General features: G+C 60.9%; 13 protein-coding genes. 4 read left to right on the forward strand and 9 right to left on the reverse strand.

Annotated elements, in window-relative coordinates:
* Positions 1-76: 76 nt before the first annotated feature.
* From adeC to BMZ57_RS09430, 3 genes are read right to left on the reverse strand one after another with little or no spacing between them, the layout of a single operon-like run.
* The gene (gene adeC / locus BMZ57_RS09420) at positions 77-1534 is read right to left on the reverse strand and encodes an AdeC/AdeK/OprM family multidrug efflux complex outer membrane factor (RefSeq protein ID WP_010212314.1); all 1458 of its coding nucleotides are present in this window, start codon (positions 1532-1534) and stop codon (positions 77-79) included.
* Positions 1531-4692: an efflux RND transporter permease subunit gene (locus BMZ57_RS09425; RefSeq protein WP_010212313.1), complete on the reverse strand. Its 3162-nt coding sequence runs from the start codon at positions 4690-4692 to the stop codon at positions 1531-1533. Before BMZ57_RS09425 ends, adeC begins: the two co-directional genes overlap by 4 nt.
* A 3-nt stretch (positions 4693-4695) precedes the next feature.
* Positions 4696-5850, reverse strand: a complete 1155-nt coding sequence (locus BMZ57_RS09430) for an efflux RND transporter periplasmic adaptor subunit (RefSeq protein WP_010212312.1) — start codon at positions 5848-5850, stop codon at positions 4696-4698.
* 286 nt (positions 5851-6136) lie between these two features.
* Between BMZ57_RS09430 and BMZ57_RS09435 the strand changes: the two genes are divergently transcribed.
* On the forward strand, positions 6137-6769 hold the full coding sequence (locus BMZ57_RS09435) for a TetR family transcriptional regulator (RefSeq protein ID WP_010212311.1): 633 nt from the start codon (positions 6137-6139) through the stop codon (positions 6767-6769).
* A gap of 256 nt (positions 6770-7025) precedes the next feature.
* On the opposite strand, the gene BMZ57_RS09440 is transcribed toward BMZ57_RS09435, so the two are convergent.
* From BMZ57_RS09440 to BMZ57_RS09450, 3 genes are read right to left on the reverse strand one after another with little or no spacing between them, the layout of a single operon-like run.
* Positions 7026-8081 (reverse strand): alkene reductase, encoded by a 1056-nt coding sequence (locus BMZ57_RS09440; RefSeq protein ID WP_010212309.1) that lies wholly within the window; start codon positions 8079-8081, stop codon positions 7026-7028.
* A gap of 29 nt (positions 8082-8110) precedes the next feature.
* Complete coding sequence (locus tag BMZ57_RS09445; protein ID WP_010212307.1) at positions 8111-9277, reverse strand: MFS transporter; 1167 nt, start codon at positions 9275-9277, stop codon at positions 8111-8113.
* A 13-nt stretch (positions 9278-9290) separates the two neighbouring features.
* Positions 9291-9617, reverse strand: coding sequence for an ArsR/SmtB family transcription factor (locus BMZ57_RS09450; protein WP_010212305.1), 327 nt, complete (start codon positions 9615-9617; stop codon positions 9291-9293).
* Positions 9618-9771: 154 nt separating this feature from the next.
* On the opposite strand from BMZ57_RS09450, the gene BMZ57_RS09455 reads away from it, so the two are divergent.
* On the forward strand, positions 9772-10356 hold the full coding sequence (locus BMZ57_RS09455) for an acyl carrier protein phosphodiesterase (RefSeq protein ID WP_010212303.1): 585 nt from the start codon (positions 9772-9774) through the stop codon (positions 10354-10356).
* Positions 10357-10462: 106 nt separating this feature from the next.
* Here the strand turns inward: BMZ57_RS09455 and BMZ57_RS09460 are convergent, their stop codons facing one another.
* Both BMZ57_RS09460 and olsB read right to left on the reverse strand, forming a co-directional pair.
* Positions 10463-11254, reverse strand: a complete 792-nt coding sequence (locus BMZ57_RS09460; RefSeq protein ID WP_010212301.1) for a lysophospholipid acyltransferase family protein — start codon at positions 11252-11254, stop codon at positions 10463-10465.
* Positions 11254-12009 (reverse strand): L-ornithine N(alpha)-acyltransferase, encoded by a 756-nt coding sequence (gene olsB, locus BMZ57_RS09465; protein WP_003172415.1) that lies wholly within the window; start codon positions 12007-12009, stop codon positions 11254-11256. The genes BMZ57_RS09460 and olsB overlap by 1 nt, the downstream gene beginning before the upstream one ends.
* A 186-nt stretch (positions 12010-12195) precedes the next feature.
* On the opposite strand from olsB, the gene BMZ57_RS09470 reads away from it, so the two are divergent.
* Positions 12196-13269: a serine hydrolase domain-containing protein gene (locus BMZ57_RS09470; RefSeq protein WP_010212298.1), complete on the forward strand. Its 1074-nt coding sequence runs from the start codon at positions 12196-12198 to the stop codon at positions 13267-13269.
* Positions 13266-13580, forward strand: coding sequence for a hypothetical protein (locus BMZ57_RS09475; RefSeq protein ID WP_010212295.1), 315 nt, complete (start codon positions 13266-13268; stop codon positions 13578-13580). Before BMZ57_RS09470 ends, BMZ57_RS09475 begins: the two co-directional genes overlap by 4 nt.
* Before the next feature lie 183 nt (positions 13581-13763).
* On the opposite strand, the gene BMZ57_RS09480 is transcribed toward BMZ57_RS09475, so the two are convergent.
* Entirely contained in the window at positions 13764-14054 is a 291-nt protein-coding gene (locus tag BMZ57_RS09480) for a DUF3077 domain-containing protein (protein WP_010212293.1), read from the reverse strand.
* Positions 14055-14092 lie beyond the last annotated feature (38 nt).

Raw genomic sequence — 14092 nt, forward strand, 5'->3', positions numbered from 1 at the left:
AAAGTGAGGCATAAAAAAACCGCTTCCGGTGAGGGAAGCGGTTTTTTTTGCAGCGGTGCGACTTTTTACAACACCATCAGAACAACTTCAGCGCCGGTGCTTCTTCTTTCAACGGCTCGTTCTTCGCGGTCTGCTCGTTCCAGCCGCCGCCGAGGGCCTTGTACAGGTTGACCTCGCTGGTCAGCTGCGCCAGGCGGTCGGTGATCAGCGATTGCTGGGCACTGAACAGTTGGCGTTGGGCATCGAGGAACGTCAGGTTGCTGTCGACACCAATGCGGTAGCGACGCTCGGCCAGGCGGTAGTAATCCTGGTTGGCTGCGACGAAGCCGCGTTGGGCATCCAGTTGCTGCTTGTAGGTTTCACGTGCGGCGAGGCCGTCGGACACTTCCTGGAAGCCGGTCTGGATCGCCTTCTCGTAGTTCGCCACATTGATCTCTTTCTGGATCTTCGAATAGTCCAGGCTGGCGCGCAGGCTGCCGGCGTTGAAGATCGGGATGTTGATCTGCGGGGCGAACGACCAGGTGCCCGAACCGCCCTTGAACAAACCGCCCAGGTTCGGGCTTGCGGTGCCGGCGCTGGCGGTCAGGGTGATGCTCGGGAAGAACGCGGCACGCGCCGCGCCGATGTTGGCGTTGGCCGCCTTGAGGTTGTACTCGGCTTGCACAATGTCGGGACGACGTTGCAGCAGGTCCGATGGCAAGCCGGCCGGCACTTCGCTGAGCAGGTCATCCGACAGCGGCTTGCTGGTGATATTCGCCGGCAGGCCGGTGCCCAGCAGCAGGGTCAGGCTGTTTTCGTCCTGGGCCACCTGGCGGGTATAGCGTGCCAGGGCAACCCGGGCGTTTTCCACCGAGGTCCGCGACTGGCTCAGGTCGAGGGCCGAGGCCACGCCGACTTCGTTGCTGCGCGAGGTGAGCTTGAAGCTCTGCTCGTAGGCATCCAGGGTGTCCTGGGTGAGCTTGAGCAGTTCCTTGTCGGCCTGCCAGGTCAGGTAGGCATTGGCCACGCTGGCCACCAGGCTGATCTGGGTGCTGCGCCGCGCTTCTTCAGTGGCGAAGTACTTTTGCAGGGCTTCTTCACTCAGGCTGCGCACGCGACCGAACAGGTCCAGCTCATAAGAACTGATCCCGAGACCGGCCGAGTATTGGCTGCTGATGGTCGACTCGCCAGTCTGCGACAGGCGGGCCGGAGTGCGCGAACGGCTGCCGCTGCCCGTGGCCGAAACGGCCGGGAACAGGTCGGCGCGCTGGATCTGGTATTGCGCGGCATACGCGTCGATGTTCAGGGCCGCGACACGCAGGTCACGGTTGTTCACCAGCGCGGTCTGGATCAGCTGTTGCAGGGCAGGGTCATGGAAAAACTGCTTCCAGCCCTGCTCGGCAGCGGCCTGGCTCGGCGCCTGGGCCGACGAATACGCCGGCCCCTGCGGGAACTGTGCGGCCACCGGCGCTTCGGGGCGCTGATAGTCAGGTATCAGCGAGCAGCCACTGAGCACGAATGCCGTGACGGCTAGGGAAAGTAGCGACTTGCTCATTGGCCAGCCTCTTTAGGGGTTTCAGTTGTGTCAGTCTTTTTACGCTCGCCAGCAGCGGATACGGTTGCGAAGAACAACGGCACCCAGAAGATCGCCAATACAGTGGCCGTGATCATACCGCCGATGACACCGGTACCGATGGCGTGCTGGCTGCCCGAACCTGCACCCGAGGAGATCGCCAGCGGCAATACGCCGAGGATGAACGCCATGGAGGTCATGATGATCGGCCGCAGACGCATGCGTGACGCCTCGATGGCCGCCTCGACGATGCCTTTGCCTTGTTCGTGGAGCTCTTTGGCAAACTCCACGATCAGGATGGCGTTTTTCGCCGCCAAGCCCACCGTTACCAACAGGCCCACCTGGAAGAACACGTCGTTGGACAACCCGCGCATGCTGGTCGCTATCAACGCACCCACAACCCCCAGGGGCACTACCAGGATCACCGCGATCGGGATCGACCAGCTTTCGTACAGGGCCGCGAGGCAGAGGAACACTACCAGCAGCGACAGGGCGTACAGCGCAGGTGCCTGGGAGCCGGACAGACGTTCTTCGTACGACAGACCGGTCCACGCATAGCCAATACCTGCCGGCAGTTGCTTGGCAATACGCTCGACTTCGGCCATGGCGTCACCGGTACTGTAACCCGGTGCCGGAGTACCGAGGATTTCCATCGCCGCTACACCGTTGTAGCGCGAGAGTTTCGGCGAACCGAAGATCCACTTGCCCGACGCGATGGCGGACAACGGCACCATCTTCCCGGAGTCGCTGCGCACGTACCATTTGTTCAGGTCTTCAGGCGACATGCGGCTGGCGGCTTCACCTTGTACGTACACCTTCTTCACCCGACCGCGGTCGATGAAGTCGTTGACGTAGCTGCCACCCAGGGCAATCGCCAGGGTCTGGTTGATGCTCGACAGGGTGATGCCTTGGGCACTGGCCTTCTCGTCGTCGACGGTGAGCTCGTACTGCGGCTCATCGTTCACGCCGTTGGGGCGCACACCTGCCAGAATCTTGCTTTGTGCTGCCATACCGAGGAACTGGTTACGCGCCGCCATCAATTTATCGTGGCCGACACCGCCCTGGTCTTGCAGGAACACGTCGAAGCCCGTGGCGTTACCCAGTTCCAGTACAGACGGCGGCACGATGGCAAATACCATGGCGTCCTTGAAGGTCTGCATGAAGTAGCCCTGGGCGCGCTTGGCGATCTCGAACACCGAGGTGGAGGCGTCACGTTCGTCCCACGGCTTGAGCATCACAAAGGCCAGGCCCGAGCTTTGGCCACGACCGGCGAAGTTGAAGCCGTTTACGGTAAATACCGATTTCACGCCTTTGCCTTCGCCCGGCTCGCCTTCCTTGTCGTTGAGCAGGAAGATGCGCATATCGTCGATGACTTTTTGCGTCCGTTCAGCCGTAGAACCGACCGGCGTCTGTACCTGGGCAAAGATCACGCCCTGGTCTTCATCGGGCAGGAACGCCGCAGGGATGCGCATGAACAGCCAGATCATGCCGGCGATAACCAGTGCGTACACCAGGAACGCCGGGATCTTGTGCTTGATCATGTTACCCACGCCGCGCTCGTAGCTCAGTACGCCACGGTCGAAGGTGCGGTTGAACCAGCCGAAGAAACCACGCTTGGGTTGGCCGTGTTTTTCCGGGTCGATCGGCTTGAGCATGGTGGCGCACAAGGCCGGGGTGAAGATCAGCGCAACCAGTACCGACAACGCCATGGCCGAAACGATGGTGATGGAGAACTGTTTGTAGATCACACCGGTGGAACCACCGAAGAATGCCATCGGCAACAGTACCGCCGACAGTACCAGGGCAATACCCACCAGGGCACCCTGGATCTGGCCCATGGACTTGACCGTCGCTTCTTTGGGCGACAGGTGTTCCTCGGCCATCACCCGCTCGACGTTTTCCACCACGACGATGGCGTCATCCACCAGCAAGCCGATGGCCAGGATCATGCCGAACATGGTCAAGGTGTTGATGGTGAAACCGAACGCCGCCAGGATCCCGAAGGTACCCAACAGCACCACCGGTACGGTCATGGTGGTGATGATGGTGGCACGGAAGTTCTGCAGGAACAGGAACATCACCAGGAACACCAGCACGATCGCTTCGACCAGGGTATGGACTACGCCGGAGATCGATTCGGTCACGACCGGGGTGGTGTCATACGGCACCACCGCCTTCATGCCTGGCGGGAAGAAGGGTTCGAGCTGCGCTACGGTGGCACGGATTGCTTTGCCGGTGTCCAGGGCGTTGGCGCCCGAAGCCAGCTTGATCGCCATACCGGAAGCCGGCTTGCCGTTGAACTGTGCAGCGATGCTGTAGTTCTGGCCACCCAGCTCAATACGCGCGACATCCTTCAGGCGTACCTGGGAGCCGTCTGTATTGACTTTCATCAGGATGTTGCCGAACTGCTCCGCCGTCTGCAGGCGCGTCTTGCCAATGATGGTCGCGTTCAACTGAGTGCCGGGCAGGGCAGGCAGGCCACCCAGTTGGCCGGTAGCCACCTGCACGTTCTGTGCGGAGATCGCGGTGCTGACATCCACTGGCGTGAGCTGGTAATTGTTCAGCTTGCTTGGGTCAAGCCAGATGCGCATGGCGTACTGCGAACCAAACACCTGGAAGTCACCGACACCTGCGGTCCGGGAAATCGGGTCCTGGATGTTCGACACGATGTAGTTGGACAGGTCGTCCTTGGTCATGCTGCCGTCTTCCGACACCAGACCGATCACCATCAGGAAGTTCTTCACCGACTTGGTCACGCGGATACCCTGCTGCTGCACTTCTTGCGGCAGCAGTGGAGTCGCCAGGTTCAGTTTGTTCTGCACCTGAACCTGGGCGATGTCCGGGTTGGTACCCTGGTTGAACGTTACGGTGATGGTCATGCTGCCGTCGGAGTTACTGTCCGAGGAAACATAACGCAGGTTGTCGATACCGTTGAGCTGTTGCTCGATGACCTGCACCACGGTGTCCTGCACGGTTTGTGCGGACGCGCCTGGGTAGGTCACCTGGATGTCGATGGCGGTCGGCGCGATGGCCGGGTATTGGTTGATGGGCAACTTCAGGATCGACAGTGCCCCGACCAGCATGATCACCAGGGCAATAACCCAGGCGAAAATGGGGCGGTCGATAAAAAATTTCGACATGGATTACTCCCCTTTGCCAGCAGCGGCAGCAGGAGCAGCAGCACTGCCGGCGTCAGCAGGTTTGGCGTTGTCGGCCGCCTTGACCTTGACCTCGGCGCCCGGCTTGACGTACTGCAAGCCTTCTGTGATCACACGGTCGCCGGCGTTCAAGCCCTTTTCCACCAGCCAGTAGGCGCCGTAAGTACGGTTGGCCACCAGTTCGCGCTGCTCGACCTTGTTGTCGGCGTTGACGACCAGCGCTGTTGGAGTGCCCTTGAGGTCACGGGTTACGCCTTGCTGCGGGGCCAGGATGGCCTTGCTGTTCACACCGGCTTGCAACTGGGCGTGAACGAACATGCCCGGCAGCAAGGTGTGGTCAGGGTTCGGGAACACGGCGCGCAGGGTCACGGAACCGGTGGTCTGGTCGACCGACACTTCGGAGAACTCCAGCTTGCCATCCACGCCATAGGCGCTGCCGTCTTCCAGGGTCAGCTTGACTTTGGCGGCGTTGTCGCCGGCTTTTTCCAGTTGGCCGCTGGCCAGGTCGCGGCGCAGTTTCAGCATTTCTGCCGAAGACTGTGTGACGTCGACGTAGATCGGGTCCAGTTGCTGGATCACGGCCATGGCATCGGCCTGGCCGTTGCTGACCAGTGCGCCTTCGGTCACCGAAGAACGACCAATACGCCCGGAGATCGGCGCGAACACTTTGGTGTAACGCACGTTGATCTGGGCGGTTTGCACGTTGGCTTCCGACGTCATGCGGTTGGCGACGGCAGTGTCGTACTCCTGACGGCTGACGGCTTGCTCATCGACCAACTGCTTGTAGCGGTCGCTGATCGACTTGCTCTGGGTCAGGCTCGCTTGTGCGCTTTTCAGGGTGGCTTCATACACCGAAGGGTCGATCTGGTAGAGCTGTTGCCCTTCCTTCACGTCGCCGCCTTCCTTGAACAGGCGCTTGAGAATGATGCCGTTGACCTGCGGTCGCACTTCCGCAATGCGGTACGCGGTGGTGCGACCCGGCAATTCGGAGGTGAGCGTAAAGGCTTGCGGTTGGATAGTGACCACGCCGACCTGAGGGATTTGAGCGGGCGGAGCCGCTTCTTCCTTTTTACATCCGCTGAGCAGCGATGCCAGGGCGACGGCAGTGACCAGAGCGGTAACAGCTGGCTTAAGTTGCATGAAGATCCTCGGGTCAGGCGCGCAGGATGCGCACAAGAAGGGTGGAAGGGTAAAAAACAAACACTGAGTAGATAAGTAGCTTGCTACGCAATATACTTACGTTCATGGTTGTTTGTAAACTCTTGACAGGCTGCGCGGAGTGTTGACAAAGCAACGCCCAAAGCCTCGATTCCATTACGTTCGGCACCCATGACGGTGTCGTCCCACAAATATTCGGATTATCGGTACTGGCGGTTAATTCTGCGTTAACGATAGTCCCAAGTGTCCTGATTGAGGTTGTACTGCCATGGTTCGTCGCACCAAAGAGGAAGCTCAGGAAACGCGCAGCCAGATTCTTCAAGCCGCCGAGCAAGCGTTCTATGAACGCGGCGTCGCGCGGACCACGCTGGCGGACATCGCCGCGCTGGCCGGCGTGACGCGGGGTGCCATCTACTGGCATTTCAGTAATAAATCCGATTTGCTGCAGGCGCTGCTCGACACGCTGCATGAGCCGCTGGACGAGTTGGCCAGGGCCAGTGAAAGCGAGGACGAACTCGACCCGCTGGGCTGCATGCGCAAACTGTTGATTCATTTGTTTCATCAAGTGGCCCTGGACCCGAAAACCCGGCGCATCAACGAGATCTTGTTTCATAAGTGCGAATTCACCGATGAAATGTGCGACATGCGTCGCCAACGTCAGACCCATAGCCTCGAATGCAACCTGCGCATCGGCCTGACCTTGCGTAACGCGGTCCACCGCGGGCAACTTCCGGAAAATCTTGATACCACCCGTGGCGCGGTGTGCATCCATGCCTACATCAACGGGCTGATCGGCCAGTGGCTGCTGGTTCCCGACAGCTTCCAGTTACATCAGGAAGCCGAACGCTGGGTGGATGCGGGGCTGGACATGCTGCGTTGGAGCCCCAGTCTGCGCAATTAAGACAAAATGCGTAATTGCATCAGGTTGTGTCAACAGTAAAGCCCAAGGACAGTCAATCGTCCTTCCGCCTGATTAGTGGGGTGACTTTATATACGGGCTGTCCAGCGGTTGATAGGTAGCCGCCTAAGTATTTTGTAGCGATTTTGTTGCACGGTTGTGAAGGAGTATTGCTCTCAGGTCCCGCGTACTCGACAAGATAGGCGTAAAAAAGCCCCGGTTCCTGCGAACCGGGGCTTTTTCATTTCAGCTTTTTACCTCACAGCGCCAGGGTCGGGTAGTCGATGTAGCCGACTGGGCCTTTGCCATAGAAGGTTTCCGGATGCGCTTCGTTCAGCGGCGCATCTGCCTTCAAGCGTGCTGGCAAGTCCGGGTTGGCAATAAACGGCACACCGAAGGCCACCGCATCCGCTTTGCCCGAAGCCAGCCAGGTGTTGGCGCTGTCCTTGGTGAAGCGTTCGTTGGCGATGTACACGCCGCCGAAGGCTTTCTTGAGTTGTGGGCCGAGGCTGTCGCCGGCTTCTTTCTCACGGGAGCAGATGAACGCAATGCCACGCTTGCCCAGTTCGCTGGCGACGTAGGTGAAGGTTTCCGCCAGGTTGTCGTCGCCCATGTCGTGGGCGTCGGCCCGCGGTGCCAGGTGCACACCCACACGGCCAGCGCCCCAGACTTCGATGGCTGCATCGGTGACTTCCAGCAACAGGCGAGCGCGGTTTTCCAGGGAGCCGCCGTACTGGTCAGTGCGCTTATTGGTGCTGCTCTGCAGGAACTGGTCGAGCAGGTAGCCGTTGGCGCCGTGGATTTCCACGCCGTCGAAACCGGCGGCCTTGGCGTTCTCGGCACCGGTGCGGTAGGCGTCGACGATGTCGGCGATTTCAGCGGTTTCCAAGGCGCGGGGGGTCGGGTAGTCGGCCAATGGGCGCACCAGGCTGACGTGGCCTTTAGGCTGGATTGCGCTCGGGGCCACCGGGGTTTCGCCGTTCAGGTACGACTCATGGGAAATACGGCCCACGTGCCACAGTTGCAGGAAGATCTTGCCGCCCGCGCCATGAACCGCCTTGGTGACGTTGGCCCAGCCGCGCACCTGATCGTTGGACCAGATGCCCGGTGTGTCCGGGTAGCCTACGCCCAACGGCGTCACGGACGTGGCTTCGCTGAGGATCAGCCCGGCGGAGGCGCGTTGCACGTAGTACTCGGCCATCAGCGCGTTGGGCACACGACCGGCGTCGGCACGGCAGCGGGTCAGCGGCGCCATGATGATGCGGTTCGACAGTTCCAGGTCGCCCAGTTTGATCGGATCGAAAATAGTCGTCATGGGGAAAGCACCTTTGTCTTTGAAGTGGATCAGTGGGTCGCAGGGGCCAGGTCGGCATCGCCGGTCTGGCGGAAAGTAATCAGGGTCACCAACAGCGCGAGGATCGCCAGGACCGCTGCGGCCAAGGGCACGCGGGTCAGGCCGAAACCGTGGGCAATCACACTGCCGCCCACCCAGGCGCCGAGGGCATTGCCGATGTTGAAAGCGCCGATGTTCAAGGTGGACACCAGGTTCGGTGCGGCCTTGCCGAAGGTCACCACGTTGATCTGCAACGCCGGCACGGCGGCGAACGACGCGGTGGCCCACAGGAACAGGGTGATTTCGGTCGGGATCACGGCGACGCTGGTCCAGGTCAGAGCCGTGGAGACCACCGCCATGCTGATGAACACGCCGATCAAGGTGGCCGCCAGGCGTTTGTCCGCCAATTTGCCGCCGATGATGTTGCCCACGGTGAGACCCAGGCCGATCAGCAGCAGGGTCCAGGTCACGCCCTTGGGCGACACGCCGGTGACATCGCCGAGCAGCGGCGCTACGTAGGTGAAGAGGGTGAACATGGACGCGGCAAACAGCGCGGTCATGCTCAGCGACAGCCAGATGCCGGCGCCCTTGAGGGCGGCCAGTTCGGCGCGCATGTCGAGTTTCTCTTCATCACGCTTGGCGGGCAGGAAGCGGATCAGGCCGATCAACGCCACCACACCAATCACCGTCACTGCCCAGAAGGTCGAGCGCCAGCCGGCTTCCTGGCCGAGTGCGGTACCCAGCGGTACGCCGAGCACGTTGGCCAGGGTCAGGCCGGTGAACATCAGGGCCACGGCCGAAGCTCGCTTGTTGGCGGGCACCAGGTTGGCGGCGACCACCGAACCAATACCAAAGAACGCACCGTGGCACAGCGCGGTGACGACACGGGCAAACATCAGCACGTTGTAGTCACTGGCCAGGGCGCAGAGCAGGTTGCCGATAATGAAGATACCCATCAACGCTACCAGGGCCGCCTTGCGAGGCAGCTTGGCGGTGGCCAGCGCCATGAAGGGCGCGCCGATGGCCACGCCCAGGGCGTAGCCGGTCACCAGCCAGCCGGCGCCGGGAATTGACACACCCAGGTCCGCTGCCACATCGGGCAGCAAGCCCATGATGACGAACTCGGTGGTGCCGATGGCGAAGGCACTGAGGGCCAGTATGAGTAGCGAGAGGGGCATTATCGTTTCCTTGTTACAACGCGGCGTTGTCGTCCGCGCTGAGTTCGGTGGTGAGCGCCGCGAGGAACGCCTGGATGGTGTCCTCGTTGCGTTTGAAAAAGTGCCACTGGCCGGCCTTCTGGCTGCTGATCAACCCGGCGCGTTGGAGGGTGGCCAGGTGGGCTGACACGGTCGACTGGGACAAGCCGCAGCGTTGGTCGATCTGCCCGGCGCAGATGCCGTATTCGTGGTTGTGCAATTGTTCGGGGAACTGCACTTTGGGGTCTTTCAGCCAGGTGAGGATGTCTCGTCGTACTGGGTGTGCCAGGGCTTTTATTATTTCGTCGAGGTCGATGGACATGGCAGATGCTCGGTTTTGTACAGCGTTATATCGCGATGAGGCGAACTTTATATCGATCTATCCCGATAGACCAATATGATTTTGGTCTGAGCCTAGGCTTAATCGGTATATCGGGTTATAACGATACGTTGAGGGCAGTGATAGACTGCGCGCCATGAATTATCTCGCACATCTGCACCTGGGCGGCCAACTTCCTGCGCAACTGCTGGGCAGCCTGTATGGCGACTTCGTCAAAGGCCGCCTGCAGGGCCAGTTCAGCCCGCAAATTGAATCGGCGATCCAGCTGCATCGTTCCATCGACCGCTTCACCGACAGCCACCCGCTGGTGGGGGAGGCGCTGTCGCGCTTCAGCCTTACCCGTAGGCGCTATGCCGGGATCGTCCTCGATGTGTTTTTCGATCACTGCCTGGCGCGGGACTGGACCTTGTATGCCGACCAGCCCCTTGAGCATTTCACGTCGCAGGTTTACCGCGTGCTGGCGGCCGAGCCGCAGTTGCCGGGGCGGCTGGCGCAGATTGCACCGTATATGGCGGCGGATGACTGGCTGGGCTCCTACCGCGAGTTTGCGGTGATGGAGCAGGTGTTGCGCGGGATCGCCCGGCGCCTGACACAGCCCGAGGAACTGGGGCATGCCATGCAGGAATTGCGCGAGTTGTATGAGCCGCTGAGTGAAGACTTCCGGTTGTTCTATCCCGAGCTGCAGGCCTTTGCACACTCCCGACTGACGCCATCGATTTAAGGTGGGAGCTGGCTTGCCTGCGATTGCAGTCTGCCAGTTGATACATGTGTTGCTGACCCACCGCTATCGCAGGCAAGTCAGCTCCCACACGTTGACCATGCCCGCTTTATGCCGCGAATGCCGGTCGAGCCGCGATCTGTTCTGCCTCGGGCAAGGGCCCAAACAACGCCTTTTGCACCGCCTGCTGCGCCTGATACGCCAGCGCCGCGCGTTCCTGCCCGGCACAGGCAATTGGCTTGAGCACATGGATTTCCACATCGCCCTGGTCGTTGGCAAATAAGCGCATCAGGTGCGACAACAAATCATCATCGCCAATAAAAGGCGCCAGCGGGTCCACTTGCCCCTCACGCAGATAACGGATCGCCACCGGTTGCAGGCATACATCCGCATCGATCGCACTGGCCAGCAAACGCCCGTGGAAAGTGCGCAGGCTACGCCCGTCGGTGGTGGTGCCTTCGGGGAACATCAGCAGCGGGTGTTGTTGCTCCAGGTGACGGGTCATCTGCTTGCGGATCAACTGGCTATCGCCCGAACCCCGGCGGATAAACAAGCTGCCGGCTTTGGCCGCCAGCCAGCCTGCCACCGGCCAGGTACGCACTTCGGCCTTGGACAGGAACGACATCGGCGTCACCATGCCCAGCAGGGGAATGTCGGTCCAGGACACGTGATTGCTCACCCACAGCATCGGCGTTTGCGGCAACTCACCGTGCACCGTCACGCGAAAGGGCAGGGCGTTGGTCAGCCGCGCCATGAAGAACCGCGACCAGCGCTGGCGGCGCACCATCGAGTTGGCCACGCCCAACCGTTCGAACACGCCGAATACACTGGCCATGCTCAAGCCCAGTGCCACCACTAGCAGTACGCGGGCAATGCGCCCGTACACGCGCAGGCGGCTCATCACATGGCCGCCTTGAAGTGGCGTGCATAGCGCGGGCATAGCTCATCGCGCTTGAGCAGGATAAACACGTCGGCCACCTGGAAATCTTCATCCCAGCACGGCTCGCCGCAGATCTTCGCCCCCAGGCGCATGTAAGCCTTGAGCAGTGGCGGCATTTCGGCGATCACGTTGGACGGCAGGTCCAGCGCCGGCAGGGGTTTTTTCGGTTCGGCGCGCAGGTGTTCATTGCACAGGTAGCGTTCGCGCAGGCGCTGCATGATCGCGTGAGCCTGGATGCCGCCGTCGTGCATCGGGATGCTCGCGCAGCCCATCAAGTAGCTGTAGCCACCCTGGTTGAGCACTTCGGCCAACTCGCCCCACAACACGGCAATGGTGCCACCGTTGCGGTAGGCCGGATCGACGCAAGTGCGGCCGATTTCCAGGATCGGGCCTTGCAGGTGGAGCAAGCCATGCAGGCTGAATTCTTCTTCGCTGTAGAACCGACCCAAGGTGCTGGCAGCCTGGTGGTCCAGCAAGCGAGTGGTGGCCACCAGTCGACCGCTGTTCAAGTCCCGCACGCCGATGTGGCTGCAGTGAACATCATAGTCATCCATGTCCAGGCCCAGTTCCGCGCCTTTCAGCTTGGCGTTGAATTCGCCGCTGAACACGTTGAACCGCAGGGCCTGGGCTTCCTGCAACGCCTGCGCGCCAACCAGGCGTTCGGCTTGCAGACGGCGTTCATTGCCGGTGTCGCTGATGCGGGCGATCTGAGTCATGGCGAGTCTCCGAGTGCCGGCCACGATTTCGGCCGGTCGACTTTGTTGTCCAAAGTCAGGCTATGGAGGCCCGGTGTCATCTCCATGAAGTTATGGTGACGCTTGGATGACAGCCCTCCATGTCGCAAATCTGTCATCACCCTCGGCTAGGCTCGCGGGCTTGAATGCCCCCTTGAGTTTGCGTCCATGGTCAGAGGCCTGTTGTGCGTTGCCCTGTTGTTCGTCACCGTTGCCGCTTACGCCGAAACCTGGCCCGATAAGGAATGGGCCAAGGGCACACCGCTCTCGGGTCCCGCAGTTGATGCTCTGGATGCTTACGCTTTTCCGGCGCGAGACGACGCCACCCGCCAAGGCATCCGCACTGACGCATTGTTGGTGATCCGCGACGGCCAGGTCATCTACGAACGCTACGCCACGCCCACCACCGCCAGCACTCCGCACCTCACCTGGTCCGTCAGCAAAAGCCTGATGGCGACCGTGCTGGGCGTGGCCTACGGCGAAAACCGCTTCAAATTGACCGACCCCGCCGCGCGTTTTTACCCGCCAATGAAGCAGCACCCGACTGTGACCATGGCCGACTTGCTGCACTGGGCCTCGGGCCTCGACTGGCAGGAAGACTATGAATACGCGCCACTGAAATCTTCGGTGGTGGCGATGCTTTACACCCGTGGCCGCGGCGACATGGCTGACTTTGCCGCCGATACCGAGGCCGCCACTGCACCGGGCCAGGTGTTCCGGTACTCCAGCGGTGACACCAATATCCTGTCCGCCACCCTGAAAGGCATGCTCGGGCATAAGGCGTATATGAGTTACCCGTGGGATGCGTTGTTCAAGCCATTGGGGATCCGCAACGCCACCTGGGAAACCGACGCCGATGAAACCTTCGTCGCTTCCTCTTACGCCTACCTCACGGCTCGCGACCTGGCGCGTGTCGGCCTGTTGATGGCACGGGACGGCCGTTGGGGGGAACACCAGTTGCTGCCCAAAGACTGGGTTGCCTTCAACCGTCAGCCGTTCGATAAGTACAAGGCCGGCCAGGACGAAGCCGTTCCCGGCGGTCACTGGTGGCTTAACCAAGGTGCGCCACGGCCCTGGCCAGACGCCCCCGCCGACACCTTTGCGGCCCTCGGCCATTGGGGTCAGGCGCTGTTTGTGATGCCTGAAGAACATCTGGTGATCGTACGCTACGGCGACGACCGCGACGGCAGCTATCGCCACAACGAACTGCTCAAACGCGTGCTTGCGGCGGTGCAGCCATGATCCGTCGTCGTCCGTTTACCAGCCTGTTTCTGCTGCTGTTGCTCGCCCTGCTGGGGTGGATCTGGCACGAGCGCGTCAACCTGCAAGCTTTCCCCGACATCATCGCGGCGTATACGGCCAAGGAGTATTGCTCGTGTCGGTATGTGGCGAACAACCCGGCGGAGTATTGCCGGGGGTATGTGAAGCAGTACGTGCCCACCAGTGCCTTTACCGATAACCCCGAGCGCAGTGAAGTCACGGCCAGCGGTTTGGGGCGTACGCACAGTGCACGGTGGTTGGGGGATCGGCAGGGCTGCCGCTTGAACCCCTGACACACCGCGACCCCATGTGGGAGCTGGCTTGCCTGCGATGATGGCGGCACAGGCGATAGTGATGTTGACTGACCTGCCGCTATCGCAGGCAAGCCAGCTCCCACAGGGGATTTGCACTAATCATTGGAAATGAGAGAAGCACTGGTAGGCGCCCGATGCACTGCATCGGGCGCGAACGACTTACTACGTGGCTGGGCTGCCAGGTTGCATAGCCAACAGCAGATCATCAATGATCGCTTTGCCCATTTCACCCAAATAGTGCGAGGCGAAAGCGAACTTCTCCGCCTTGGGGTCCATGGCGGCCTCAAGCGAGAGCATTTTTGCGTAATAAAGCACGTGCGAGGCGTGTTCAAGGGCTTCCAGCAGCGGAACCCCTGCGTTGACACGGAACACTTTCAAATGGCTTTTGTTTTCTCCGCAATCTGCAAAGGTCGCGGCGCCGATAGTTTCGGCTGAGGGTATTTCGTACGGCATAGCTTGCTCCTTTGGTACAACCAAAAAGAGCTGCCAGT

This window comes from Pseudomonas simiae (genome assembly GCF_900111895.1).
In the GTDB taxonomy this organism is placed as follows: domain Bacteria; phylum Pseudomonadota; class Gammaproteobacteria; order Pseudomonadales; family Pseudomonadaceae; genus Aquipseudomonas; species Aquipseudomonas simiae.

What these genes read in the sequence shown, in the direction of transcription:
- adeC (WP_010212314.1), bottom strand. Translation starts at nt 1,534, where the DNA reads ATGAGCAAGTCGCTACTTTCCCTAGCCGTCACGGCATTCGTGCTCAGT.
- olsB (WP_003172415.1), bottom strand. Translation starts at nt 12,009, where the DNA reads ATGACTCAGATCGCCCGCATCAGCGACACCGGCAATGAACGCCGTCTG.
- BMZ57_RS09470 (WP_010212298.1), top strand. Translation starts at nt 12,196, where the DNA reads ATGGTCAGAGGCCTGTTGTGCGTTGCCCTGTTGTTCGTCACCGTTGCC.
- BMZ57_RS09460 (WP_010212301.1), bottom strand. Translation starts at nt 11,254, where the DNA reads ATGAGCCGCCTGCGCGTGTACGGGCGCATTGCCCGCGTACTGCTAGTG.
- BMZ57_RS09455 (WP_010212303.1), top strand. Translation starts at nt 9,772, where the DNA reads ATGAATTATCTCGCACATCTGCACCTGGGCGGCCAACTTCCTGCGCAA.
- BMZ57_RS09430 (WP_010212312.1), bottom strand. Translation starts at nt 5,850, where the DNA reads ATGCAACTTAAGCCAGCTGTTACCGCTCTGGTCACTGCCGTCGCCCTG.
- BMZ57_RS09445 (WP_010212307.1), bottom strand. Translation starts at nt 9,277, where the DNA reads ATGCCCCTCTCGCTACTCATACTGGCCCTCAGTGCCTTCGCCATCGGC.
- BMZ57_RS09475 (WP_010212295.1), top strand. Translation starts at nt 13,266, where the DNA reads ATGATCCGTCGTCGTCCGTTTACCAGCCTGTTTCTGCTGCTGTTGCTC.
- BMZ57_RS09480 (WP_010212293.1), bottom strand. Translation starts at nt 14,054, where the DNA reads ATGCCGTACGAAATACCCTCAGCCGAAACTATCGGCGCCGCGACCTTT.
- BMZ57_RS09450 (WP_010212305.1), bottom strand. Translation starts at nt 9,617, where the DNA reads ATGTCCATCGACCTCGACGAAATAATAAAAGCCCTGGCACACCCAGTA.
- BMZ57_RS09440 (WP_010212309.1), bottom strand. Translation starts at nt 8,081, where the DNA reads ATGACGACTATTTTCGATCCGATCAAACTGGGCGACCTGGAACTGTCG.
- BMZ57_RS09425 (WP_010212313.1), bottom strand. Translation starts at nt 4,692, where the DNA reads ATGTCGAAATTTTTTATCGACCGCCCCATTTTCGCCTGGGTTATTGCC.
- BMZ57_RS09435 (WP_010212311.1), top strand. Translation starts at nt 6,137, where the DNA reads ATGGTTCGTCGCACCAAAGAGGAAGCTCAGGAAACGCGCAGCCAGATT.